Below are 24,535 nucleotides of genomic sequence, written 5' to 3'. Positions count from 1 at the left end.
TTTCACTTAGCGAAACGTTTCGACGTCGATCACAAATCTGTTACGTCATGGTGGTTTTCTGAACACCGTTGAGACTAAACTGATTTTAGCGAAACGTTTCGCTAGTGGAGCAAGAAAATGAAGAAAGGCACTGTACTCAACTCAGAAATCTCGTCGGTTATTTCCCGTCTTGGGCATACCGATACGCTGGTGGTTTGCGATGCAGGCTTACCGGTTCCGCGTAGCACAACCCGTATTGATATGGCGTTAACGCAGGGTGTTCCTTCGTTTATGCAGGTACTGGAAGTCGTGACGGCGGAGATGCAGGTTGAGGCGGCCATTCTCGCGGCGGAAATCAAACAACATAATCCGCAACTCCACGAAACGTTGCTCAGCCATATTGAGCAACTGCAACAACACCAGGGAAACACCATAGAAATTCGTTACACAACGCACGAGCAGTTCAAACAACAAACCGCAGACAGTCAGGCGGTGATTCGCAGCGGGGAGTGTTCCCCGTATGCGAATATCATTCTCTGTGCTGGCGTCACCTTCTGAGGCCATCATGGACGCATTACTGCAACTCAAAGGGATCGATAAGTCGTTCCCGGGCGTAAAAGCCCTCTCCGGTGCGGCGCTGAACGTCTACCCCGGGCGCGTGATGGCGCTGGTGGGCGAAAACGGCGCTGGCAAATCCACCATGATGAAAGTGCTGACCGGGATCTACCAACGTGATGCCGGCTCACTCGTCTGGCTGGGTAAAGAGACCACCTTCAATGGCCCGAAATCCTCTCAGGAAGCGGGTATCGGTATTATTCACCAGGAGCTGAACCTGATCCCGCAGCTGACCATTGCGGAGAATATCTTCCTAGGTCGCGAGTTCGTAAACCGGTTCGGTAAAATCGACTGGAAAACCATGTATGCCGAAGCGGATAAACTGCTGGCGAAGCTGAACCTGCGCTTTAAGAGCGACCGACTGGTGGGTGAACTTTCCATTGGCGATCAGCAGATGGTGGAAATCGCGAAAGTGCTGAGTTTTGAGTCGAAGGTCATCATTATGGATGAACCGACTGACGCCCTGACCGATACCGAAACCGAATCCCTGTTCCGCGTTATCCGCGAGCTGAAGTCGCAGGGGCGCGGGATTGTCTATATCTCTCACCGCATGAAAGAGATCTTCGAAATCTGCGATGACGTCACCGTTTTCCGCGACGGACAGTTTATTGCCGAGCGCGAAGTCGCCACGCTGACCGAAGATACGCTCATCGAAATGATGGTGGGACGTAAGCTCGAAGATCAATACCCGCATCTGGATAAAGCGCCGGGTGAGATCCGCCTGAAGGTGGACAACCTCTGCGGTCCAGGTGTGAACGATGTGACCTTTACCCTGCGTCAGGGGGAAATCCTCGGTGTGGCGGGCCTGATGGGCGCTGGGCGTACCGAGCTGATGAAAGTGTTGTACGGCGCACTGCCGCGCACCAGCGGTTATGTCACCCTCGACGGTCATGAAGTGGTCACCCGCTCTCCGCAAGATGGTCTGGCGAATGGCATTGTCTATATTTCTGAAGACCGTAAGCGCGATGGCTTAGTGCTGGGCATGTCGGTTAAAGAGAACATGTCGCTTACCGCACTGCGCTATTTCAGTCACAGCGGTGGTACGCTGAAACACAAAGACGAACAGCAGGCGGTCAGCGATTTTATCCGTCTGTTTAACGTCAAAACACCGTCGATGGAGCAGGCAATTGGCCTGTTGTCCGGTGGTAATCAGCAGAAGGTGGCGATTGCGCGTGGTCTGATGACGCGCCCGAAAGTGCTAATCCTCGATGAACCCACCCGCGGTGTGGATGTCGGCGCGAAGAAAGAGATTTATCAGCTGATCAACCAGTTCAAGGCCGACGGTCTGAGCATCATTCTGGTCTCTTCCGAGATGCCAGAAGTATTAGGCATGAGCGATCGCATTATCGTCATGCATGAAGGGCATCTCGGCGGTGAATTCACTCGCGAGCAGGCCACCCAGGAAGTTCTGATGGCTGCCGCTGTGGGCAAGCTTAATCGCGTGAATCAGGAGTAAGAAGATGACTACCCAGGCTGTTTCTGGTCGCCGTTATTTCACAAAGGCATGGCTGATGGAACAAAAATCGCTGATTGCCCTGCTGGTGCTGATCGCGATTGTGTCGACCATGAGTCCGAACTTTTTCACCGTTAATAACCTGTTCAATATCCTTCAGCAGACTTCTGTAAACGCCATTATGGCGGTCGGGATGACGCTGGTGATTTTGACCTCAGGGATCGATCTGTCCGTTGGTTCCCTGCTGGCGCTCACCGGTGCGATCGCCGCTTCCCTTGTCGGTGTTGAGGTTAACGCGCTGGTGGCCGTGGCTGCAGCGCTGGCTGCTGGGGCGGCAATCGGTGCCGTGACCGGCGTGATTGTGGCGAAAGGGCGTGTTCAGGCGTTCATCGCGACGCTGGTGATGATGCTGTTGCTGCGCGGTGTGACCATGGTTTACACCAACGGCAGCCCGGTGAACACCGGCTTTACCGATAACGCCGATCTGTTTGGCTGGTTCGGTATCGGCCGCCCGCTGGGTATTCCGACCCCGGTCTGGATCATGGCTATCGTCTTCCTGGCGGCGTGGTACATGCTGCATCACACCCGTCTGGGTCGTTATATCTATGCGCTGGGCGGTAACGAAGCGGCAACGCGTTTGTCCGGGATTAGCGTCAATAAAGTTAAAATTATCGTTTATTCCCTGTGCGGCTTGCTGGCTTCTCTGGCAGGCATCATCGAAGTGGCGCGCCTCTCCTCCGCGCAGCCAACGGCGGGCACGGGTTATGAGCTGGATGCCATTGCGGCAGTGGTTCTGGGCGGTACGAGTCTTGCGGGTGGTAAAGGTCGCATTGTTGGGACATTGATCGGCGCACTGATTCTCGGTTTCCTGAATAATGGTTTGAATTTGTTAGGTGTTTCCTCCTATTACCAGATGATCGTTAAGGCAGTGGTGATTTTGCTGGCGGTACTGGTAGACAACAAAAAACAGTAACTGACGACACTACAGGACATCTTAGATATGAACATGAAAAAACTGGCTACCCTGGTTTCTGCTGTCGCGCTGAGCGCAACCGTAAGTGCTAACGCTATGGCGAAAGACACCATCGCGCTGGTTATCTCCACGCTGAACAACCCGTTCTTCGTCTCTCTGAAGGATGGCGCGCAGAAAGAAGCGGACAAACTGGGCTACAACCTGGTGGTGCTGGATTCCCAGAACAACCCGGCGAAAGAGCTGGCTAACGTTCAGGACTTAACCGTTCGTGGTACCAAAATTCTGCTGATCAACCCAACTGATTCTGATGCCGTAGGTAATGCCGTTAAAATGGCAAACCAGGCGAAGATCCCGGTGATCACCCTGGACCGTCAGGCCTCTAAAGGTGACGTGGTCAGCCACATTGCGTCTGATAACGTGCTGGGCGGTAAAATCGCGGGTGATTACATCGCGAAGAAAGCCGGTGAAGGCGCGAAAGTTATCGAATTACAGGGTATCGCGGGTACCTCTGCTGCCCGTGAACGTGGCGAAGGCTTCCAGCAGGCCGTTGCTGCACACAAATTTAACGTCCTGGCCAGCCAGCCTGCCGATTTCGACCGTACTAAAGGTCTGAACGTGATGCAGAACCTGCTGACCGCACATCCTGACGTGCAGGCAGTATTCGCGCAGAACGACGAAATGGCACTGGGTGCGCTGCGTGCCCTGCAGACTGCAGGTAAATCTGATGTGATGGTTGTCGGATTTGACGGTACGCCGGATGGTGAAAAAGCAGTAAACGATGGCAAACTGGCTGCGACCATCGCTCAGTTGCCGGAGCAGATTGGCGCGACTGGCGTTGAAACTGCCGACAAAGTGCTGAAGGGCGAAAAAGTTCAGGCCAAATACCCTGTTGACCTGAAACTGGTCATCAAGCAGTAAAAGGCGAATCAGGCAGCCAGCGGCTGCCTGAGGGACACCAATAAAGAAAAGTGTGGCATACGCCACCGGGTAACACCGGTGGCGCTCTCAGATGGACAACCCAACCATGAAAACCGCAGGCAACCTCGTCGTCCTTGGCAGTATCAATGCCGATCACATTCTTAACCTTGAATCATTCCCTACACCGGGCGAAACGGTCACGGGTAACCAGTATCAGGTGGCATTTGGCGGTAAAGGTGCAAACCAGGCCGTCGCCGCCGGTCGCAGTGGGGCGAATATTGCGTTTATCGCCTGCACGGGTGATGACGATACCGGTGAGCGCGTACGCAAACAGCTGGCGAGCGATAATATCGATATCGCACCGGTCAGCGTGGTTGCAGGGGAATCTACCGGCGTGGCGCTGATTTTCGTCAACGCAGAAGGTGAGAATGTCATCGGTATTCATGCTGGTGCCAACGCTGCTCTGACAACAGAGCGCGTAGAAGCGCAACGTGAGATCATTGCGAATGCCGAAGCGTTGCTGATGCAACTGGAGTCACCGGTTGAAAGCGTGCTGGCCGCCGCCAAAATTGCGCATGAAAATCATACCACTGTCGTACTTAATCCCGCTCCTGCCCGTGTATTATCAGACGAGCTGCTGGCGCTGGTGGACATCATTACGCCAAACGAAACCGAAGCGGAAAAGCTGACAGGCATTCGTGTCGAAAATGATGACGATGCCGCGCGAGCTGCACGTGCATTGCATGATAAAGGCATCGGTACCGTGATTATCACCCTTGGTAGCCGTGGGGTGTGGGCAAGCGTCAATGGCGAAGGCCGTCGAGTGCCGGGCTTTAAGGTGAAAGCGATTGACACCATCGCTGCTGGAGACACCTTCAATGGTGCGCTGGTGACCGCGCTACTGGAAGGCAAGCGAATGGATGATGCGATCCGTTTTGCACATGCTGCTGCCGCGATTGCCGTGACGCGCAAAGGGGCCCAGCCTTCCGTTCCGTGGCGTAAAGAGATCGATGAATTCTTAAGTCAGCAGGGGTAACGCTTGGCAACAATGAAAGATGTCGCCCGTATGGCGGGTGTTTCTACCTCGACGGTCTCTCACGTTATAAACAACGATCGCTTCGTCAGCGAGGCGATTCGGGAGAAAGTCGAAGCTGCGGTAAAAGAACTCAACTATGCGCCATCTGCGCTGGCGCGTAGTCTTAAGCTCAACCAGACGCGCACTATTGGTATGCTGATTACGGCCAGTACCAACCCTTTCTATTCTGAGCTTGTGCGAGGTGTAGAGCTTAGTTGCTTCGAGCGTGGCTACAGCCTGGTGCTGTGCAATACCGAAGGTGACGAGCAGAGAATGAACCGCAACCTGGAGACGCTGATGCAAAAACGCGTCGACGGGCTACTGCTGCTCTGTACCGAAACACACCAGCCCTCGAAAGAGATTATCCAGCGTTATCCCTCTATTCCCACGGTGATGATGGACTGGGCACCGTTCGACGGTACCAGCGATCTGATTCAGGATAACTCCCTGCTGGGGGCGACATGGCCACCCAGTATCTGATCGATAAAGGTTACACCCGCATTGCCTGTATTACCGGTCCGCTGGATAAAACCCCGGCGCGTTTGCGTCTGGAAGGGTATCTCTCTGCTATGGCCCGGGCGGGGTTTTCTGTGCCCGAAGGCTACCGTATTACCGGTGATTTTGAGTTTCACGGTGGCTTTGAAGCGATGCAGACCTTGCTGGCGCAGCCGCAGCGTCCGCAGGCCGTCTTTATCGGCAACGATGCCATGGCATTTGGCGCCTATCAGGCGTTATATCAGGCAGGCTTGCGCGTTCCGGATGATATGGCGGTAATTGGTTACGATGATATCGAACTGGCTAGCTACATGACCCCACCGCTGACCACGATTCATCAGCCGAAGGATGAACTGGGCGAGCTGGCCATCGATGTGTTGATCCACCGTATGGCGCAGCCCACGCTGCAACAGCAACGCCTGCAGCTTACTCCTGTTCTGATGGAACGCGGTTCGGTTTAGCTTTCTCTTTGTGACGCTCTTTAATCAGGTTTCGGCCGTCTTTCGGTTTTAACAGCATAAAGACCAGCGCTGAAACGACGGTGAGAACGCCCATCGTGATAAACGTATAGTGGAATTGCTCGACGGTATTCGTGCTGTCAAAACCTTCATAAAACCGCAGTACCGCCGCACTTACGGCCACCCCAAGACTGATCGACAGCTGTTGCGTCACCGCCAGCACGCTGTTGCCGCTGCTGGCGTTCTCGTCCGTCAGATCTGCCAGCGTGATGGTATTCATCGACGTAAACTGCGTTGACATCGCCATGCCCAGCACAAATAACGGCAGGATCAACATCCATACGGGAAGGGCGGCGGATTGCAGAGAGAACTGCGCAATCATCAGACCGATAAAGACCGTTACGCCAACCAGCGTCTTACGATAGCCAAACCAGCGCAGCACCTGTGTAACCGTTGATTTTGCCAGAATCGAGCCCATTGCCGTGGGTGCCATCATGCAGCCAGCAATCAGTGCCGGGTAGCCGAAACCGACCTGCAGCATCAATGGCATCAGAAACGGTACGCAACCCGTCCCCAGACGTGACGCAATGTTGCCTGCAATCCCTACGGAAAACGTTCGGGTGTTAAAGAGTCCGAGTGAGATTAACGGTGTCGGGTGACGGCGCGCGTGACGTATATAAAGAAGGAACAGCAGAATACCGCTGAGGATGACGGAGAGCGCAATCCATGTTGCTACGATCTTCTCACCAAACAGTTCCATCCCGCTTGAGAAGAGCACCAGGCTCAGTCCAAACAGGAAAAAGCCTCCCATGTCGAAGCTGCGTCTTGGCGTGGTGAAGTTCGGCATATATTTGCGGGCATACAGTAGCCCGGCAACGCCAATAGGAATATTAATCAGGAAGATCCAGTGCCAGCTTGCCCAGGTGACAAACACACCACCAAGTACCGGGCCAAGTATCGGGCCAACCAGGCCTGGCATGGTGACGAAGTTGAGCACGGGAAGCAGTTCGCTTCGAGGATAGGCTCGCAGCAAGGCAAGGCGTGCCACGGGCATCATCATCGCTCCGCCAATACCTTGTAATACGCGGAAGATAACCAGCTCCGTTAAGGATGAGGAGAGCGCACAAGCCAGCGAGCCGAGCGTAAAGAGCGTTACGGCCAACATGAAAACTCTGCGGGTGCCGAAGCGGTCGGCCAGCCAGCCACTGACCGGAATTAACATCGCGACCGTCAGGGTGTAGCTGATGATGGCGGACTGCATCGCCAGCGGGGAGCGGTTAAGGCTTTGCGCAATAGCGGGAAGCGCTGTGTTGAGGATGGTGGCATCCAGTGCCTGCATAAAAAACGCCATGGCTGCAATCCACGGTAATCCGGCCATGCTGCGCGCTTTTTTCTTTGTCATTTATTTACCTGCTGGTGGGTTGGCGCGGCCAGCAATGCCTGGCACGCACTCAGGGCTCGCTGCCCGTCGCTTTCCTGAATGGCATCCACTATCGCCTGATGCAAATCCAGTTTAACCACTTCGTCTTGTGTAATAGAGGTAAAGTAAGTGTGGTACACCGAATGAAATAAAGAAGCAAAAGAGGTGAGGAACGGATTGGCACTCATCATATAGATATGTTCATGCCAGGCCATATCGACCTCAACCCAGCGTTCCCGGTTGAAGTGCTTTTTCAGGAACACCATCTCTTCCATTAACGCGTTGAGCTGTGCTTTCTGTTCTGCTGTACCAAGCGTTGCGGCAAGCAGGCACGCCTGTGGTTCAAGACTGCTGCGCATCACCAGAAAGTGATCGACAACCTGATGAAAGTTATCTTCCGTCATCCACCAGGAGAGCAGCTCCTGATCGAGAAAATTCCAGTTACTCTGTGGCATGACACGTGTGCCGATGCGGGGACGTGGAAGCACCATACCTTTTGCCGTTAGGGTTTTCACCGCTTCACGAACTGCTGTACGACTCACTCCAAACTGCTCACCCAGCTCCATTTCACCCGGCAGGATGCTGCCTGGGGCATATTTACCCGCTAAAATCCGCTGAGCCAGCTTCTCTGCCAGCACATACGACAGGTTTTTTTGGGCGGCCAGCTGTTGTGCGCTTAATGGCATCGCTTTTATTCCTTAAAGATTCATGCTGATAATTATGCCACCTCGAGTGTGATTGTGGTTGCAGATACATCAAATAGAACAATTTGTAGCTTGATTTCATCGCTGTTGGTGAAAAAAGACACGGATGAAAACTTTTTTTAAATTTCCTCTTGTCACGTCGGAATAACTCCCTATAATGCGCCTCCACTGACACGGAACAACGGCACACACGCCGCCGGGTCAGCAGAGAAAAGCAAAATAAACGCTTGACTCTGTAGCGGGAAAGCGTAATATGCACACCCGCGCCGCAGCGAAAACGAAGCGGCACTGCTCTTTAACAATTTATCAGACAATCTGTGTGGGCACTCAAAGTGACATGGATTCTTAACGTCCTCGGACGAAAAATGAATACCAAGTCTCAACGAGTGAACACGTAATTCATTACGAAGTTTAATTCATTGAGCATCAAACTTTTAAATTGAAGAGTTTGATCATGGCTCAGATTGAACGCTGGCGGCAGGCCTAACACATGCAAGTCGAGCGGTAGCACAGAGAGCTTGCTCTCGGGTGACGAGCGGCGGACGGGTGAGTAATGTCTGGGAAACTGCCTGATGGAGGGGGATAACTACTGGAAACGGTAGCTAATACCGCATAACGTCGCAAGACCAAAGAGGGGGACCTTCGGGCCTCTTGCCATCAGATGTGCCCAGATGGGATTAGCTAGTAGGTGGGGTAACGGCTCACCTAGGCGACGATCCCTAGCTGGTCTGAGAGGATGACCAGCCACACTGGAACTGAGACACGGTCCAGACTCCTACGGGAGGCAGCAGTGGGGAATATTGCACAATGGGCGCAAGCCTGATGCAGCCATGCCGCGTGTATGAAGAAGGCCTTCGGGTTGTAAAGTACTTTCAGCGGGGAGGAAGGTGTTGAGGTTAATAACCTCAGCAATTGACGTTACTCGCAGAAGAAGCACCGGCTAACTCCGTGCCAGCAGCCGCGGTAATACGGAGGGTGCAAGCGTTAATCGGAATTACTGGGCGTAAAGCGCACGCAGGCGGTCTGTCAAGTCGGATGTGAAATCCCCGGGCTCAACCTGGGAACTGCATTCGAAACTGGCAGGCTAGAGTCTTGTAGAGGGGGGTAGAATTCCAGGTGTAGCGGTGAAATGCGTAGAGATCTGGAGGAATACCGGTGGCGAAGGCGGCCCCCTGGACAAAGACTGACGCTCAGGTGCGAAAGCGTGGGGAGCAAACAGGATTAGATACCCTGGTAGTCCACGCCGTAAACGATGTCGATTTGGAGGTTGTTCCCTTGAGGAGTGGCTTCCGGAGCTAACGCGTTAAATCGACCGCCTGGGGAGTACGGCCGCAAGGTTAAAACTCAAATGAATTGACGGGGGCCCGCACAAGCGGTGGAGCATGTGGTTTAATTCGATGCAACGCGAAGAACCTTACCTACTCTTGACATCCAGAGAACTTAGCAGAGATGCTTTGGTGCCTTCGGGAACTCTGAGACAGGTGCTGCATGGCTGTCGTCAGCTCGTGTTGTGAAATGTTGGGTTAAGTCCCGCAACGAGCGCAACCCTTATCCTTTGTTGCCAGCGGTCCGGCCGGGAACTCAAAGGAGACTGCCAGTGATAAACTGGAGGAAGGTGGGGATGACGTCAAGTCATCATGGCCCTTACGAGTAGGGCTACACACGTGCTACAATGGCGCATACAAAGAGAAGCGACCTCGCGAGAGCAAGCGGACCTCATAAAGTGCGTCGTAGTCCGGATTGGAGTCTGCAACTCGACTCCATGAAGTCGGAATCGCTAGTAATCGTAGATCAGAATGCTACGGTGAATACGTTCCCGGGCCTTGTACACACCGCCCGTCACACCATGGGAGTGGGTTGCAAAAGAAGTAGGTAGCTTAACCTTCGGGAGGGCGCTTACCACTTTGTGATTCATGACTGGGGTGAAGTCGTAACAAGGTAACCGTAGGGGAACCTGCGGTTGGATCACCTCCTTACCTTAAAGAACCTGCCTTTGTAGTGCTCACACAGATTGTCTGATGAAAAGTAAATAGCAAGGCGTCTTGCGATTGAGACTTATACGTCCCCTTCGTCTAGAGGCCCAGGACACCGCCCTTTCACGGCGGTAACAGGGGTTCGAATCCCCTAGGGGACGCCACTTGCTGGTTCGTGAGTGAAAGTCACCTGCCGTCATATCTCAAAACTGACTTGCGAGTCATGTTTGAGATATTTGCTCTTTAAAAATCTGGATCAAGCTGAAAATTGAAACGACACACATGTTATGTGTGTTCGAGTCTCTCAAATTTTCGCAAGTCGATGATGAATCGAAAGAAACATCTTCGGGTTGTGAGGTTAAGCGACTAAGCGTACACGGTGGATGCCCTGGCAGTCAGAGGCGATGAAGGACGTGCTAATCTGCGAAAAGCGCCGGCGAGGTGATATGAACCTTTGACCCGGCGATGTCCGAATGGGGAAACCCAGTGCAATTCGTTGCACTATCGTTAACTGAATACATAGGTTAACGAGGCGAACCGGGGGAACTGAAACATCTAAGTACCCCGAGGAAAAGAAATCAACCGAGATTCCCCCAGTAGCGGCGAGCGAACGGGGAACAGCCCAGAGTCTGAATCAGCTTGTGTGTTAGTGGAACGGTCTGGAAAGTCCGACGGTACAGGGTGATAGTCCCGTACACGAAAATGCACAGGTTGTGAACTCGAAGAGTAGGGCGGGACACGTGGTATCCTGTCTGAATATGGGGGGACCATCCTCCAAGGCTAAATACTCCTGACTGACCGATAGTGAACCAGTACCGTGAGGGAAAGGCGAAAAGAACCCCGGCGAGGGGAGTGAAAAAGAACCTGAAACCGTGTACGTACAAGCAGTGGGAGCACCTTCGTGGTGTGACTGCGTACCTTTTTGTATAATGGGTCAGCGACTTATATTCTGTAGCAAGGTTAACCGTATAGGGGAGCCGAAGGGAAACCGAGTCTTAACTGGGCGTTAAGTTGCAGGGTATAGACCCGAAACCCGGTGATCTAGCCATGGGCAGGTTGAAGGTTGGGTAACACTAACTGGAGGACCGAACCGACTAATGTTGAAAAATTAGCGGATGACTTGTGGCTGGGGGTGAAAGGCCAATCAAACCGGGAGATAGCTGGTTCTCCCCGAAAGCTATTTAGGTAGCGCCTCGTGAACTCATCTTCGGGGGTAGAGCACTGTTTCGGCTAGGGGCCATCCCGGCTTACCAACCCGATGCAAACTACGAATACCGAAGAATGTTATCACGGGAGACACACGGCGGGTGCTAACGTCCGTCGTGAAGAGGAAACAACCCAGACCGCCAGCTAAGGTCCCAAAGTCATGGTTAAGTGGGAAACGATGTGGGAAGGCACAGACAGCCAGGATGTTGGCTTAGAAGCAGCCATCATTTAAAGAAAGCGTAATAGCTCACTGGTCGAGTCGGCCTGCGCGGAAGATGTAACGGGGCTAAACCATGCACCGAAGCTGCGGCAGCGACGCTTATGCGTTGTTGGGTAGGGGAGCGTTCTGTAAGCCGTTGAAGGTGTCCTGTGAGGGGTGCTGGAGGTATCAGAAGTGCGAATGCTGACATAAGTAACGATAATGCGGGTGAAAAGCCCGCACGCCGGAAGACCAAGGGTTCCTGTCCAACGTTAATCGGGGCAGGGTGAGTCGACCCCTAAGGCGAGGCCGAAAGGCGTAGTCGATGGGAAACAGGTTAATATTCCTGTACTTGGTGTTACTGCGAAGGGGGGACGGAGAAGGCTATGTTAGCCGGGCGACGGTTGTCCCGGTTTAAGCATGTAGGCGGAGGTTCCAGGTAAATCCGGTACCTTATTAACGCTGAGGTGTGATGACGAGGCACTACGGTGCTGAAGTAACAAATGCCCTGCTTCCAGGAAAAGCCTCTAAGCATCAGGTAACACGAAATCGTACCCCAAACCGACACAGGTGGTCAGGTAGAGAATACCAAGGCGCTTGAGAGAACTCGGGTGAAGGAACTAGGCAAAATGGTGCCGTAACTTCGGGAGAAGGCACGCTGATATGTAGGTGAAGCCCCTGCGGGTGGAGCTGAAATCAGTCGAAGATACCAGCTGGCTGCAACTGTTTATTAAAAACACAGCACTGTGCAAACACGAAAGTGGACGTATACGGTGTGACGCCTGCCCGGTGCCGGAAGGTTAATTGATGGGGTTAGCGGCAACGCGAAGCTCTTGATCGAAGCCCCGGTAAACGGCGGCCGTAACTATAACGGTCCTAAGGTAGCGAAATTCCTTGTCGGGTAAGTTCCGACCTGCACGAATGGCGTAATGATGGCCAGGCTGTCTCCACCCGAGACTCAGTGAAATTGAACTCGCTGTGAAGATGCAGTGTACCCGCGGCAAGACGGAAAGACCCCGTGAACCTTTACTATAGCTTGACACTGAACACTGGTCCTTGATGTGTAGGATAGGTGGGAGGCTTTGAAGCGTGGACGCCAGTCTGCGTGGAGCCGACCTTGAAATACCACCCTTTAATGGCTGGTGTTCTAACGTAGACCCGTAATCCGGGTTGCGGACAGTGTCTGGTGGGTAGTTTGACTGGGGCGGTCTCCTCCCAAAGAGTAACGGAGGAGCACGAAGGTTAGCTAATCCTGGTCGGACATCAGGAGGTTAGTGCAATGGCATAAGCTAGCTTGACTGCGAGAGTGACGGCTCGAGCAGGTGCGAAAGCAGGTCATAGTGATCCGGTGGTTCTGAATGGAAGGGCCATCGCTCAACGGATAAAAGGTACTCCGGGGATAACAGGCTGATACCGCCCAAGAGTTCATATCGACGGCGGTGTTTGGCACCTCGATGTCGGCTCATCACATCCTGGGGCTGAAGTAGGTCCCAAGGGTATGGCTGTTCGCCATTTAAAGTGGTACGCGAGCTGGGTTTAGAACGTCGTGAGACAGTTCGGTCCCTATCTGCCGTGGGCGCTGGAGAATTGAGGGGGGCTGCTCCTAGTACGAGAGGACCGGAGTGGACGCATCACTGGTGTTCGGGTTGTCATGCCAATGGCATTGCCCGGTAGCTAAATGCGGAAGAGATAAGTGCTGAAAGCATCTAAGCACGAAACTTGCCCCGAGATGAGTTCTCCCTGACTCCTTGAGAGTCCTGAAGGAACGTTGAAGACTACGACGTTGATAGGTCGGGTGTGTAAGCGCAGCGATGCGTTGAGCTAACCGATACTAATGAACCGTGAGGCTTAACCTTACAACGCCGAAGCTGTTTCGGCGAAGAGACAGACAATCAAATTTCAGCCTTGATACAGATTTAACAGAATTTGCCTGGCGGCTTTAGCGCGGTGGTCCCACCTGACCCCATGCCGAACTCAGAAGTGAAACGCCGTAGCGCCGATGGTAGTGTGGGGTCTCCCCATGTGTGAGAGTAGGGAACTGCCAGGCATCAAACAAGTGAAGAGGCCATCCGGAAGGATGGCCTTTTTGCGTTTATATGCAAAAAAACAGGCGAAGTACCGCCCGGCAAGTCGTCAGATCGCACTCCACTCCACAATAAACTCCGCAATCCCATCCACGTCATTTAAATCGAGCACCGGAACCTCAAGCGGCAACACAATATCACTGGCTACGGCAATCACATGCTCATCAAGCGTTAACTCGCTGACATCATGCCCGGTATCGCTTCGGAACAGCAGGATCTTAGGCACGGCCTCATGCTTAAAACCCTCAACCAGCACCAGATCCAGCGTGGAATGATCCATTCGACTGACGAGGTAAGCGAGATCCAGCGGTGCCTCATCTGGTGTTTCTGTCATCAGCGCCCAGCGCTGACTACTTGCTACCATCGTTTGCGCTGCACCCGCTTTACGCAACTCATAGCTGTCTTTGCCTGGTTTATCGACATCCGTATTATGGTGGGTATGCTTGATCAATCCTGGGCGTATACCTCTGACACAAAGGGCAGGTATGAGTTTTTTCAACAGCATGGTTTTCCCGGTCCCACTCCAGGCGGAAATGGCCAGAACAGGTATCATCATTTCTCCTGCATCATCTGCAAATCTTCAGTTGTATTCACGTTCACAAACGCAGACTTCATATCACTGAAATCAATGGAATGGCCGCCAGACTGACGCATAAAGACCATCACCCTACGCTCTCCCGCCATCAGGTACTCCTGAAGAGCAGGTACTAATGATCTGTGCATCAACGCGATAGCAGGATGATCACGCTCACCGTCATGTACCCAGACCACGGGGGCTGCACCACGAAGTCGCACCAGACGCTCGACAAGACAGGACGGAATCAACGGGGTATCGCAAGGACAGAAAATAAACCACTCTCCGGGCGACTGCTGCATAACCGAAAGCATACCAGCCAGCGGTCCTGGGTAATTTGCCTGGTTATCCTGATAAACGGCGTAGCCGCTGCGCTGGTATGTCTCAATATGCCTGTTAGCACTGATGACCATTGTCGTCACCTGGCCTTTAAGCGCATCAGCGACACATTGCCACAAGGGTTTACCGTTCAAAAGCTGAAGCCCCTTATCTTTTCCCCCCATTCGCGTCGCTCTGCCACCCGCCAGAACGACCCCAGTGATTTCCTGGTTAAGATTCACGAATATCGCCTCTTTTATTGTGGGATTGACCCTGCTAACGTGTCACTCTAAATGAAAGGAGCACCACCATGAAATGTAAACGTCTTAATGAAGTCATTGAACTCCTCCAGCCAGCCTGGCAAAAAGAGCCAGAGCTGAATCTGATTCAATTTTTACAGAAACTGGCGAAAGAGTCAGGTTTTGACGGCGAACTGGCAGACCTTTCTGATGATATCCTGATCTACCATCTTAAAATGCGTGACTCAGCTAAAGATGCTGTTATTCCTGGTATTCAGAAAGATTATGAGGAAGATTTTAAAACCGCATTACTGCGCGCCAGAGGCGTAATTAAAGAGTAAAAGCTTGTAAGCGGCGGCACCGAAATCGCCACAAGATGATATCCTGAATCATTCGTATAATTTCCGGATGATCGGATGAACGACCAGGCTTTTACTTTCCAGACATTACACCCGGATACCATTATGGATGCCCTGTTTGAACAGGGTATCCGGGTGGATTCCGGGCTAACGCCGTTAAATAGCTACGAAAACCGCGTCTATCAATTTCAGGATGAGGAGCGTCAGCGCTTCGTCGTGAAGTTCTATCGCCCTAAACGTTGGTCAGCAGAACAAATTCAGGAAGAGCATCAATTTGCTCATGATCTGCTGGATGATGATGTACCTGTTGCCGCCCCGCTAAAATTCAATAACCAAACGCTCCTTATGCACGAAGGGTTCTACTACGCTGTCTTCCCAAGCCTGGGGGGTCGCCAGTTTGAAGCGGATAATATTGATCAAATGGAGTGGGTGGCCCGCTATCTGGGACGTATACATCAGACGGGACGTAAAAAATCTTTTATTGCTCGTCCGATTATCGGCATTCAGGAATACCTTCTTGAACCTCGCGAAGTATTCGAAACCTCTGCGCTGATCCCCACAGCGTTAAAGGATAGTTTCCTCAGCGCCACCGATAAACTTATTGGGGCAGTTAAAGCCAGCTGGCGCGATGATATTTCCGTCCTGCGTTTGCATGGTGATTGTCACGCAGGAAATATTCTCTGGCGTGATGGCCCGCTGTTTGTCGATCTCGATGATGCGCGTATGGGGCCTGCGGTTCAGGACCTGTGGATGCTGCTCAATGGCGACAAAGCCGAGCAACGCATGCAGCTTGAAACCATTATTGAAGCTTATGAAGAATTTAGCCCGTTTAATTCAGATGAAATTGTCTTGATTGAACCTTTACGCGCGATGCGTTTTGTTTATTATCTCGCATGGTTAATCAGGCGTTGGGATGATCCCGCGTTTCCTAGAAATTTCCCGTGGCTTACCGGAGAGGATTACTGGCGCAGCCAGATATCTACATTTACTGAGCAGGTTAAGGTTCTTCAGGAGCCCCCTCTGCAATTAACGCCGATGTATTAATTGGACACACCCAGGAGAGAGTTAATCATGAAAAAAATTTGGCTGGCGCTGGCAGGTATGATTCTGGCATTTAGCGCTTCTGCTGCGCAGTTTACCGACGGAAAACAGTACATCACGCTGGACAAGCCTGTTGCTGGCGAGCCACAGGTTCTGGAGTTCTTCTCGTTCTATTGCCCACACTGCTATCAGTTCGAGCAGGTCTTGCATGTTTCCGATAACGTGAAGAAAAAGCTGCCAGAAGGCACCAAAATGACTAAGTACCACGTTGAGTTCCTGGGTCCATTGGGTAAAGACCTGACTCAGGCGTGGGCAGTTGCTATCGCGCTGGGCGTGGAAGATAAGATCACTTCCCCAATGTTTGAAGGCGTACAGAAAACCCAGACCGTTCAGACCACTGCGGATATCCGTAAAGTATTCGTTGATGCGGGTGTGAAAGGTGAAGACTATGACGCGGCATGGAACAGCTTTGTCGTGAAATCTCTGGTGGCCCAGCAGGAAAAAGCTGCTGCCGACCTGCAGCTTCAGGGTGTTCCGGCGATGTTTGTTAATGGCAAGTATCAGCTGAACATGCAGGGCATGGACACCAGCAGCATGGATATCTTCGTACAGCAGTACGCAGATACTGTGAAATACCTGGTTGAGAAGAAGTAAGATTGTTGATGTAAAAACGCCGGTCAGTGACCGGCGTTTTTGTATGAAGATTTAATGTTGTCTATCTGTTCGTCTTTCTCTTTCCAGAGAGTATTAAGCCATAACTGGAAACGACGTTTAAAATTCTTATCGTTAACGTAGTCACCGTGTAATTCGGCCTCGATCGGTACCAGATCAACACGTACAACAATGCGCGTCAGCTTGCCACTGAGCATATCGAAGAACGGCGTTTTATCGTTTTCCGGGTAGCAGAGGGTGACGTTAAGTAATTTATCGAACTGAGCACCCAGCACGTTGAGCGCCATCGCAATACCTGCGGCTTTTGGCGGCAGCAGGTTCTGAAAAGGAGAACGTGTTTGTTGACGCTTCTCTTCAGTAAACCTGGAGCCTTCAACAAAGTTCACGATGGTTGTTGGGTGCGCGCGAAACTTTTCACAGGAACGGCGCGTGGTCTCCACGTCCTTACCGCGATGCTCCGGATGACGGATCAAATAGCTGCGCGAGTAGCGTTTCATAAACGGCATATCAAGCGCCCAGCAGGCCAGACCGATGAAAGGAACCCATGCGAGCTGCTGTTTCAGGAAGTATTTGTTCATCGGGATGTGCTTACGGAAAAGCACACATAACACCACGATGTCAGCCCAACTGTGGTGATTGCAAATTAGCAGGTACCAGTTCTTTTTGTTGAGGCTCTCTAGCCCTTCAACATCCCACTTCAGTTGCGGATTCAGGTACAACAGGATCGCCAGCCCTTCACACCAGCAATACATCATGAAATTACAAAATGTGGACACGGCTCGCCACACCACAGGCACAGGCAGCAACAGTTTAATCATTCCTGCGACAATGATTGGCACAGAACAGGCGATAGTCACCAGAATCGTTAAAATGATGCTTAACAGTAATGTTATTGCAGCGAGCAATCTCGACATGGTTAGCTTTTTCAAATAGTTAGCTGTAATTGAGCGACCGGCTATTCGGCGCTGGGCGCTGATTTTACCAGAAAACAGACGAAGTAATGGCGCTTTCACACGGAGAGTTGGTGGCTTTTTCCCTACTGCAGAAGATTTCGCTACGATTCTGCACGAATCAGGGCTTATATCCACATAGACTAAATTGTCATCAGTGGGTAATACAGATGAGATCTAACAAAATAACATTATGATAATTAAGATCTAAATTATATCTCGTATGTATTTTTTGCGTCTGTTATTCATATGAAGTGAAAATATACACAAACTTATCCACAGTTTGTTTTTTGCGAGAGATCTTCACGATCGTAAAATCTTTTCCTGTATCTGGCGCTAATAACTGATGTTTTCATCCTTCTGTGGCATCCTTTAGCCATAAATTGATTAAAGGCACGGACATTATGGTTCAGATCCCAGAAAACCCTCTTATTCTCGTCGACGGCTCTTCTTACCTGTATCGGGCGTATCATGCGTTTCCTCCTCTGACCAATAGCGCAGGGGAACCTACCGGCGCGATGTACGGCGTGCTTAACATGCTGCGCAGCCTGATACTCCAGTATCAGCCAACCCATGCGGCGGTGGTCTTTGATGCCAAAGGCAAAACTTTCCGCGACGAGTTGTTTGAGCATTACAAATCTCACCGTCCGCCAATGCCTGACGATCTGCGTGCGCAGATTGAGCCGCTGCACGCCATGGTGAAAGCGATGGGCCTGCCGCTGCTGGCGGTCTCTGGTGTTGAAGCCGATGACGTCATCGGCACGCTGGCGCGTGAAGCTGAAAAAATGGGCCGTCCGGTGCTGATCAGCACCGGTGATAAAGATATGGCGCAGCTGGTAACGCCAGGTATCACCCTGATTAACACCATGACCAACACCATTCTGGGGCCTGAAGAGGTTGTCACAAAATATGGCGTGCCGCCTGAGCTGATTATCGACTTCCTCGCGTTGATGGGCGACTCGTCGGATAACATCCCAGGAGTCCCTGGTGTCGGTGAAAAAACGGCACAGGCGCTGCTTCAGGGGTTGGGCGGGCTGGATACGCTGTACGCGGAATCGGATAAAATCGCCGGGCTCTCCTTCCGTGGTGCAAAAACCATGGCCGGAAAACTTCAAGATAACAAAGAGGTGGCATACCTCTCTTATAAGCTGGCAACGATTAAAACCGATGTCGAACTGGAACTGGGTTGTGAGCAACTGGAAGTGCAGCAGCCTTCTGCTGACGATCTGCTGAACTTGTTTAAGCAATACGAATTCAAGCGCTGGATCACCGACGTCGAAAGCGGCAAGTGGTTACAGGCAAAAGGGGCTAAGCCAGCAGCAAAACCGAAAGAGACGATAGTGGTTGATGCTGAAGAACAAGCCGTGACCTTGTCCTTCGAAAACTACGAAACGATTCTTGAAGAGTCGCAGCTGATCGCCTGGATTGAGAAACTGAAAAAAGCGCCGGTCTTTGCCTTTGACACGGAAACCGACAGCCTCGACAACATCTCTGCCAATATGGTGGGCCTGTCATTTGCCACTGAACCGGGGATGGCGGCTTATGTCCCTGTTGCACACGATTACCTGGATGCGCCGGCGCAGATCTCCCGTGAACGCGTGCTTGAGCTGCTGAAGCCGATTCTGGAAGACGACAAGACGCTCAAAGTCGGGCAAAACCTGAAGTACGATCGCGGTATTCTGCAAAACTACGATATTGAGCTGCGCGGTATTGCATTCGACACCATGCTGGAATCCTACATTCTGGACAGTGTTGCAGGTCGCCATGATATGGATTCCTTATCAGACCGTTGGCTGAAACATAAAACCATCACTTTCGAAGAGATTGCCGGTAAAGGGAAAAATCAACTTACCTTCAACCAGATTGCACTCGAAGAGGCGGGTCGCTATGCGGCGGAAGACGCGGATGTCACCCTGCAATTGCACCTGAAGATGTGGCCAAAACTTCAGAAAGAAGCAGGGCCGCTGAACGTATTTCAGCATATTGAGATGCCATTGGTGCCTGTGCTTTCACGTATTGAGCGCAATGGCGTTAAAATCGATCCAACCGTATTGCATAACCACTCCGGGGAGCTCGCGCAGCGTCTGACCGAGCTTGAGCAAAAAGCGCATGAGCTTGCTGGAGAACCGTTTAACCTCTCGTCGCCGAAACAGCTACAAACCATCCTGTTTGAAAAGCAGGGCATCAAGCCGCTGAAGAAAACGCCTGGTGGTGCACCGTCGACGTCTGAAGAGGTGCTTGAAGAGCTGGCACTGGATTACCCCCTGCCAAAAGTGATTCTGGAGTATCGGGGTCTCGCGAAGCTGAAGTCCACTTACACTGATAAGCTCCCGCTGATGATCAACCCGAAAACGGGCCGTGTGCATACGTCGTATCATCAGGCTGTGGCGGCGACGGGTCGACTCTCTTCAACCGATCCAAACCTGCAGAACATTCCGGTACGTAATGAAGAAGGCCGTCGAATCCGTCAGGCTTTTATTGCTCCAGATGACTATCTGATCGTCTCTGCTGACTACTCGCAAATTGAGCTACGTATTATGGCGCATCTGTCCCGCGACAAAGGCTTGCTAACCGCTTTTGCCGAAGGGAAGGATATCCACCGTGCAACCGCGGCGGAAGTCTTCGGTTTGCCGCTGGATAGCGTAACCAACGAACAGCGCCGTAGCGCCAAAGCGATCAACTTTGGTTTGATCTACGGTATGAGCGCATTTGGTCTGTCGCGCCAGCTCAACATTCCACGCAAAGAGTCGCAGAAGTATATGGATCTCTACTTCGAGCGTTATCCGGGCGTGCTGGAATATATGGAGCGTACCCGCGCACAGGCGAAAGAGAAAGGTTACGTCGAAACACTGGATGGCCGCCGTCTCTACTTACCGGACATCAAATCCAGCAATGCCGCGCGCCGCGCGGGTGCAGAACGTGCGGCAATCAACGCCCCTATGCAAGGTACCGCGGCGGACATCATTAAGCGTGCGATGATCGCCGTTGATGCCTGGCTGGAAAAAGAGAAGCCCCGCGTGAAAATGATCATGCAGGTTCACGATGAACTGGTATTCGAAGTGCACAAAGACGACCTCGACGCCGTATCGAAGAAGATCCACGAACTGATGGAAAGCAGCATGACACTTGACGTGCCGTTGCTGGTGGAAGTCGGAAGTGGTGAAAATTGGGATCAGGCTCACTAAAGGTTCTGCGAATAACGCGCTTTTTATGTAAGTTAGCAACATAACAAAGTGCGTTTTGTGACGATCATTAGAATTCCCTATGTAAATAATGAAAAAAAACTACAAAAAGTGCTTTTTCTGCAGCAGAAAAAGGGGTAGAGTTATCGGCGTAGGGTACAGAGGTAAGATGTTCTATCTTTCAGACCTTTTACTTCACGTAATCGGATTTGGCTGAATATTTTAGCCGCCCCAGTCAGTAATGACTGGGGCGTTTTTTATTGCGGCAAAGAAAAAATCAGGCAAAAAAACGCGGACATCGCCGCGCTCGGTATTACTCTTCTTCCGCTTCCGTCGCGGGTTCCAGCTTGCTAAACCAGGTGTCGAGCTTCTGACGCAGTTTGTCCACGCCCTGCTTTTTCAGCGAGGAGAACGGCTCAACCTGCACATCGCCGTTGAAAGCCAGCACCGCTTCGCGAACCATATTCACCTGCGCTTTGCGCGCACCGCTTGCCAGCTTATCGGCTTTCGTCAGCAGTACCAGTACGGCAATATCGCTTGCTACAGCCCAGTCGATCATCTGCTGATCCAGATCTTTCAGGGGGTGACGGATATCCATCAGCACCACCAGGCCTTTCAGGCACATGCGTTTTTCCAGGTATTCACCCAGCGCACGCTGCCACTTGATTTTCATCTCTTCGGGGACCTGAGCGTAACCGTAGCCCGGTAAGTCGACCAGGCGTTTGCCCTCTGCGACTTCAAACAGGTTAATCAACTGGGTACGGCCAGGTGTTTTTGAGGTACGCGCCAGGCTTTTCTGATTTGTCAGCGTGTTCAGGGCGCTGGATTTCCCCGCATTGGAGCGGCCAGCAAATGCCACTTCAATACCGGTATCAGAAGGAAGGTGGCGAATATCGGGCGCACTGGTGACAAAATGCGTCTGTTGGTAGTTCCAGGTAGTCACGTGGTCGTCTCCAAAATCGTAATCTGAAGGGGATTATACCCGAATGCAGGCAAAAGGCTTTTCTGATTGCATAGGTCTGTAGGTGAAAGCCCCGGCCGTTGTGAGAGATCGGCTAATCATGCTTTGGGATATTTCAGAGAAATCGCAGGCGTCAAAAAAGCCAAACTGTTTTAAATCATTAGCTTATTTCCAGGTAATTATCTGAAAATCCCTTTTTGTACCGTTTCGTTGCTTGTTAGTTTAACGGAACAAGGTAAAGTGTGCGTCAGGGCGAGGAAGCCAACAGGATATCGACTTAAGGATTAGGGTCAGGAGCGCCAGGAGGCGAAGACGCAGGATTGTCAGGATGACCAGCGCCTGGAGGCGTTTTAACAGGAAATGGAACCGTATCACGGACGGTATAAGCCAAGGGATAAACAGGGTTTGTTGTTGGCAAACATGGAATGTCTGACCCGCTAAGGGTTGTGAGTCAGGAAAAAAGGCGACAGATTGCTCTGTCGCCTTTTTTCTTTGCTTGCTTTCTGCTAGATTTCGCCGCAATTCTATACTGAAGAAAACGACTTAAAGATAAAACATCATGAAAAAACCAACCTCCGCTGCGGGTGCTAAACGCCCTGCAAAAGCACGCCGCAAAACGCGCGAAGAACTGAACCAGGAAGCGCGCGACCGTAAACGCGACAAAAAGCATCGCGGTCATGCTGCGGGTAGCCGTGCAAACGGTGGTGGTACTGCGGGCGCTTCTGCAAAAGGTAAGCAGCAGAAAGATCCTCGTATCGGCAGTAAAACTCCCATTCCACTGGGCGTGACAGACACCCCGGTCACTAAGCAGCACAAACCAAAGAGCGAGAAACCTATGCTTTCACCGCAGGCTGAGCTGGATATGCTGGAGAACGATGAGCGCCTGGACGCGCTGCTGGAACGTCTTGAAGAGGGTGAAACCCTGACTGCTGAAGAGCAGTCATGGGTGGATGCCAAACTGGATCGCATTGATGAACTGATGCAGAAGCTGGGCCTGTCATACGACGATGACGAAGATGAAGAAGACGAGAAACAGGAAGATATGATGCGTCTTCTGAAGGGCGGAAACTAACATTTGCACCCGGCAGGTACGATAGTCCTGCTTATAACCCTTCCGATTATATGTTATCTGGTGTGGTTATTCGTTAAACTACGGCGGTTGTCGCGGCGACAGAAGTGGCTGCGCACCCGAATGATGGCCCGCAACGGGGCCAGGTCGGGCCGCCGTGTACGAACGCGACACCAACGGAAGGAGTGAGCATGTCTGTACCAACTATCGACTGGGATTTGGCCCTAATCCAGAAATATAACTATTCCGGGCCGCGTTATACGTCATACCCCACCGCGCTGGAGTTCTCCGATGCCTTCGGAGAGCGTGATTTCCAGCAGGCTGTCGCGCGCTATCCTGAGCGTCCGTTGTCGCTTTACGTCCATATTCCGTTCTGCCACAAGCTTTGCTACTTCTGCGGCTGCAATAAAATTGTGACCCGCCAGCAGCATAAAGCTGATCAGTATCTTGACGCGCTCGAACAAGAAATTGTCCATCGTGCACCGCTTTTTGCTGGCCGTCACGTTAGCCAGCTTCACTGGGGCGGCGGCACGCCAACCTATCTTAATAAAGCGCAAATTAGCCGCCTGATGAACCTGCTGCGCGGCAATTTCAGTTTTAACGCCGACGCTGAAATCTCGATCGAAGTCGATCCGCGTGAAATTGAGCTGGATGTACTGGATCACTTACGCGCTGAAGGTTTTAACCGCCTGAGTATGGGCGTGCAAGATTTCAATAAAGAAGTACAGCGTCTGGTGAACCGTGAGCAGGACGAAGAGTTTATCTTCGCCTTGCTCAATCACGCGCGTGAGATTGGTTTCACCTCGACCAACATTGATCTGATTTACGGCCTGCCAAAGCAGACGCCGGAAAGTTTTGCCTTCACGCTGAAACGTGTGGCCGAACTCAGCCCGGACCGTCTGAGTGTCTTTAACTATGCGCATCTGCCGACGCTGTTTGCTGCCCAGCGCAAAATTAAAGATGCCGATCTCCCTTCTGCCCAACAGAAGCTGGATATTTTACAAGAAACTATTACTTCGCTGACCGAAACCGGTTATCAGTTCATTGGCATGGATCACTTTGCCCGTCCGGACGACGAACTGGCGATTGCTCAGCGCGAAGGGGTCCTGCACCGCAATTTCCAGGGCTACACGACCCAGGGCGATACCGATTTGCTGGGGATGGGCGTCTCTGCCATTAGCATGATTGGCGACTGCTATGCACAAAACCAGAAAGAGCTGAAGGCGTACTACCAGCAGGTTGATGACACCGGCAACGCGCTGTGGCGCGGCATTGCGTTAACGCGCGACGACTGTATTCGCCGTGATGTCATTAAGGCGCTTATCTGCAACTTCCGTCTCGATTTCAGCGACGTGGAAGCGCAGTGGGAGCTGAACTTCAGCGATTATTTTGCGGAAGACCTGAAGCTGATTGCCCCGCTGGCGAAAGATGGGCTGGTGGATGTATCGGAGAGTATGATTGAGGTCACGCCGAAAGGGCGTCTGTTGATCCGTAATATTTGCATGTGCTTTGACGCGTATCTGCGTCAGAAAGCGCGTATGCAGCAGTTCTCGCGAGTGATTTAAGGCGCATAGCCAAAAGTACGAAACGTAGGCCGGGTAAGGCGAAGCTGCCACCC

17 protein-coding genes, 1 tRNA gene, 3 rRNA genes and 1 pseudogene are annotated in these 24,535 nt (G+C 52.0%); 16 read left to right on the top strand and 6 right to left on the bottom strand.

The genetic code is table 11. From position 1 onward, the window contains the following. Nucleotides 1-117: 117 nt before the first annotated feature. From rbsD to rbsR, 6 genes and pseudogenes are all read left to right on the top strand, one after another. Nucleotides 118-537 (top strand): D-ribose pyranase, encoded by a 420-nt coding sequence (rbsD, locus tag ACLHV9_RS24365; RefSeq protein ID WP_003862392.1) that lies wholly within the window; start codon nt 118-120, stop codon nt 535-537. A gap of 7 nt (nt 538-544) precedes the next feature. Beyond that, nucleotides 545-2,050, top strand: coding sequence for a ribose ABC transporter ATP-binding protein RbsA (rbsA, locus tag ACLHV9_RS24360; RefSeq protein WP_128348491.1), 1,506 nt, complete (start codon nt 545-547; stop codon nt 2,048-2,050). A 4-nt stretch (nt 2,051-2,054) separates the two neighbouring features. Beyond that, nucleotides 2,055-3,020: a ribose ABC transporter permease gene (gene rbsC / locus ACLHV9_RS24355; protein WP_028017754.1), complete on the top strand. Its 966-nt coding sequence runs from the start codon at nt 2,055-2,057 to the stop codon at nt 3,018-3,020. Between the two features lie 27 nt (nt 3,021-3,047). Beyond that, a complete protein-coding gene (rbsB, locus tag ACLHV9_RS24350; protein ID WP_028017753.1) occupies nt 3,048-3,938 on the top strand; it encodes a ribose ABC transporter substrate-binding protein RbsB in 891 nt (296 codons plus the stop codon). 106 nt (nt 3,939-4,044) lie between these two features. Beyond that, the gene (gene rbsK, locus ACLHV9_RS24345; RefSeq protein WP_028017752.1) at nt 4,045-4,974 is read left to right on the top strand and encodes a ribokinase; all 930 of its coding nucleotides are present in this window, start codon (nt 4,045-4,047) and stop codon (nt 4,972-4,974) included. Between the two features lie 3 nt (nt 4,975-4,977). Continuing rightward, a pseudogene (rbsR, locus tag ACLHV9_RS24340) lies at nt 4,978-5,969 on the top strand (ribose operon transcriptional repressor RbsR). Here rbsR and mdtD read toward each other — a convergent pair. Further along, a complete protein-coding gene (gene mdtD, locus ACLHV9_RS24335; protein WP_407221156.1) occupies nt 5,935-7,368 on the bottom strand; it encodes a multidrug transporter subunit MdtD in 1,434 nt (477 codons plus the stop codon). The pseudogene rbsR and the gene mdtD sit on opposite strands and share 35 nt — an antisense overlap. Then, entirely contained in the window at nt 7,365-8,072 is a 708-nt protein-coding gene (locus tag ACLHV9_RS24330) for a FadR/GntR family transcriptional regulator (protein ID WP_028017749.1), read from the bottom strand. The genes mdtD and ACLHV9_RS24330 overlap by 4 nt, the downstream gene beginning before the upstream one ends. A gap of 454 nt (nt 8,073-8,526) precedes the next feature. Between ACLHV9_RS24330 and ACLHV9_RS24325 the strand changes: the two genes are divergently transcribed. The 4 genes from ACLHV9_RS24325 (at nt 8,527) to rrf (ending at nt 13,515) form a co-directional block, all read left to right on the top strand. Beyond that, nucleotides 8,527-10,066: ribosomal RNA gene (locus tag ACLHV9_RS24325) — 16S ribosomal RNA — on the top strand. A gap of 85 nt (nt 10,067-10,151) precedes the next feature. Next, nucleotides 10,152-10,227: transfer RNA gene (locus ACLHV9_RS24320), tRNA-Glu, on the top strand. A 192-nt stretch (nt 10,228-10,419) separates the two neighbouring features. Further along, a 23S ribosomal RNA gene (locus tag ACLHV9_RS24315) occupies nt 10,420-13,324 on the top strand. 73 nt (nt 13,325-13,397) lie between these two features. After that, nucleotides 13,398-13,515 (top strand): 5S ribosomal RNA (gene rrf, locus ACLHV9_RS24310). The 16S, 23S and 5S rRNA genes sit together here with 1 tRNA gene alongside, the layout of an rRNA operon. An 86-nt stretch (nt 13,516-13,601) precedes the next feature. Here rrf and mobB read toward each other — a convergent pair. Next, entirely contained in the window at nt 13,602-14,105 is a 504-nt protein-coding gene (mobB, locus tag ACLHV9_RS24305) for a molybdopterin-guanine dinucleotide biosynthesis protein MobB (RefSeq protein ID WP_407221200.1), read from the bottom strand. Continuing rightward, nucleotides 14,105-14,686, bottom strand: coding sequence for a molybdenum cofactor guanylyltransferase MobA (gene mobA / locus ACLHV9_RS24300; protein WP_108091223.1), 582 nt, complete (start codon nt 14,684-14,686; stop codon nt 14,105-14,107). Before mobA ends, mobB begins: the two co-directional genes overlap by 1 nt. Before the next feature lie 68 nt (nt 14,687-14,754). Here mobA and ACLHV9_RS24295 point away from each other — a divergent pair, with 68 nt between their 5' ends. The 3 genes from ACLHV9_RS24295 (at nt 14,755) to dsbA (ending at nt 16,737) form a co-directional block, all read left to right on the top strand. Beyond that, nucleotides 14,755-15,024, top strand: a complete 270-nt coding sequence (locus ACLHV9_RS24295) for a YihD family protein (RefSeq protein WP_214600573.1) — start codon at nt 14,755-14,757, stop codon at nt 15,022-15,024. Nucleotides 15,025-15,099: 75 nt separating this feature from the next. Next, a complete protein-coding gene (locus ACLHV9_RS24290) occupies nt 15,100-16,086 on the top strand; it encodes a serine/threonine protein kinase (RefSeq protein ID WP_028018159.1) in 987 nt (328 codons plus the stop codon). Nucleotides 16,087-16,113: 27 nt separating this feature from the next. Beyond that, entirely contained in the window at nt 16,114-16,737 is a 624-nt protein-coding gene (dsbA, locus tag ACLHV9_RS24285) for a thiol:disulfide interchange protein DsbA (protein ID WP_028018158.1), read from the top strand. Nucleotides 16,738-16,760: 23 nt separating this feature from the next. Here the strand turns inward: dsbA and ACLHV9_RS24280 are convergent, their stop codons facing one another. Further along, the gene (locus ACLHV9_RS24280) at nt 16,761-17,669 is read right to left on the bottom strand and encodes an acyltransferase (protein ID WP_407221155.1); all 909 of its coding nucleotides are present in this window, start codon (nt 17,667-17,669) and stop codon (nt 16,761-16,763) included. Nucleotides 17,670-18,109: 440 nt separating this feature from the next. Between ACLHV9_RS24280 and polA the strand changes: the two genes are divergently transcribed. Next, complete coding sequence (gene polA, locus ACLHV9_RS24275; RefSeq protein WP_407221154.1) at nt 18,110-20,890, top strand: DNA polymerase I; 2,781 nt, start codon at nt 18,110-18,112, stop codon at nt 20,888-20,890. Between the two features lie 310 nt (nt 20,891-21,200). Here polA and yihA read toward each other — a convergent pair whose 3' ends face one another. Then, on the bottom strand, nt 21,201-21,830 hold the full coding sequence (yihA, locus tag ACLHV9_RS24270) for a ribosome biogenesis GTP-binding protein YihA/YsxC (protein WP_407221153.1): 630 nt from the start codon (nt 21,828-21,830) through the stop codon (nt 21,201-21,203). A gap of 577 nt (nt 21,831-22,407) precedes the next feature. Here yihA and yihI point away from each other — a divergent pair. Both yihI and hemN read left to right on the top strand, forming a co-directional pair. Next, on the top strand, nt 22,408-22,920 hold the full coding sequence (gene yihI, locus ACLHV9_RS24265; protein ID WP_028018154.1) for a Der GTPase-activating protein YihI: 513 nt from the start codon (nt 22,408-22,410) through the stop codon (nt 22,918-22,920). 188 nt (nt 22,921-23,108) lie between these two features. Beyond that, nucleotides 23,109-24,482: an oxygen-independent coproporphyrinogen III oxidase gene (hemN, locus tag ACLHV9_RS24260; RefSeq protein ID WP_407221152.1), complete on the top strand. Its 1,374-nt coding sequence runs from the start codon at nt 23,109-23,111 to the stop codon at nt 24,480-24,482. The last annotated feature ends 53 nt before the right edge of the window (nt 24,483-24,535 follow it).

The sequence above is a fragment of the Enterobacter sp. CPE_E890 genome (assembly GCF_046521475.1).
GTDB lineage: Bacteria > Pseudomonadota > Gammaproteobacteria > Enterobacterales > Enterobacteriaceae > Enterobacter > Enterobacter adelaidei.
This window is presented reverse-complemented; position numbering and strand designations above follow the sequence as displayed.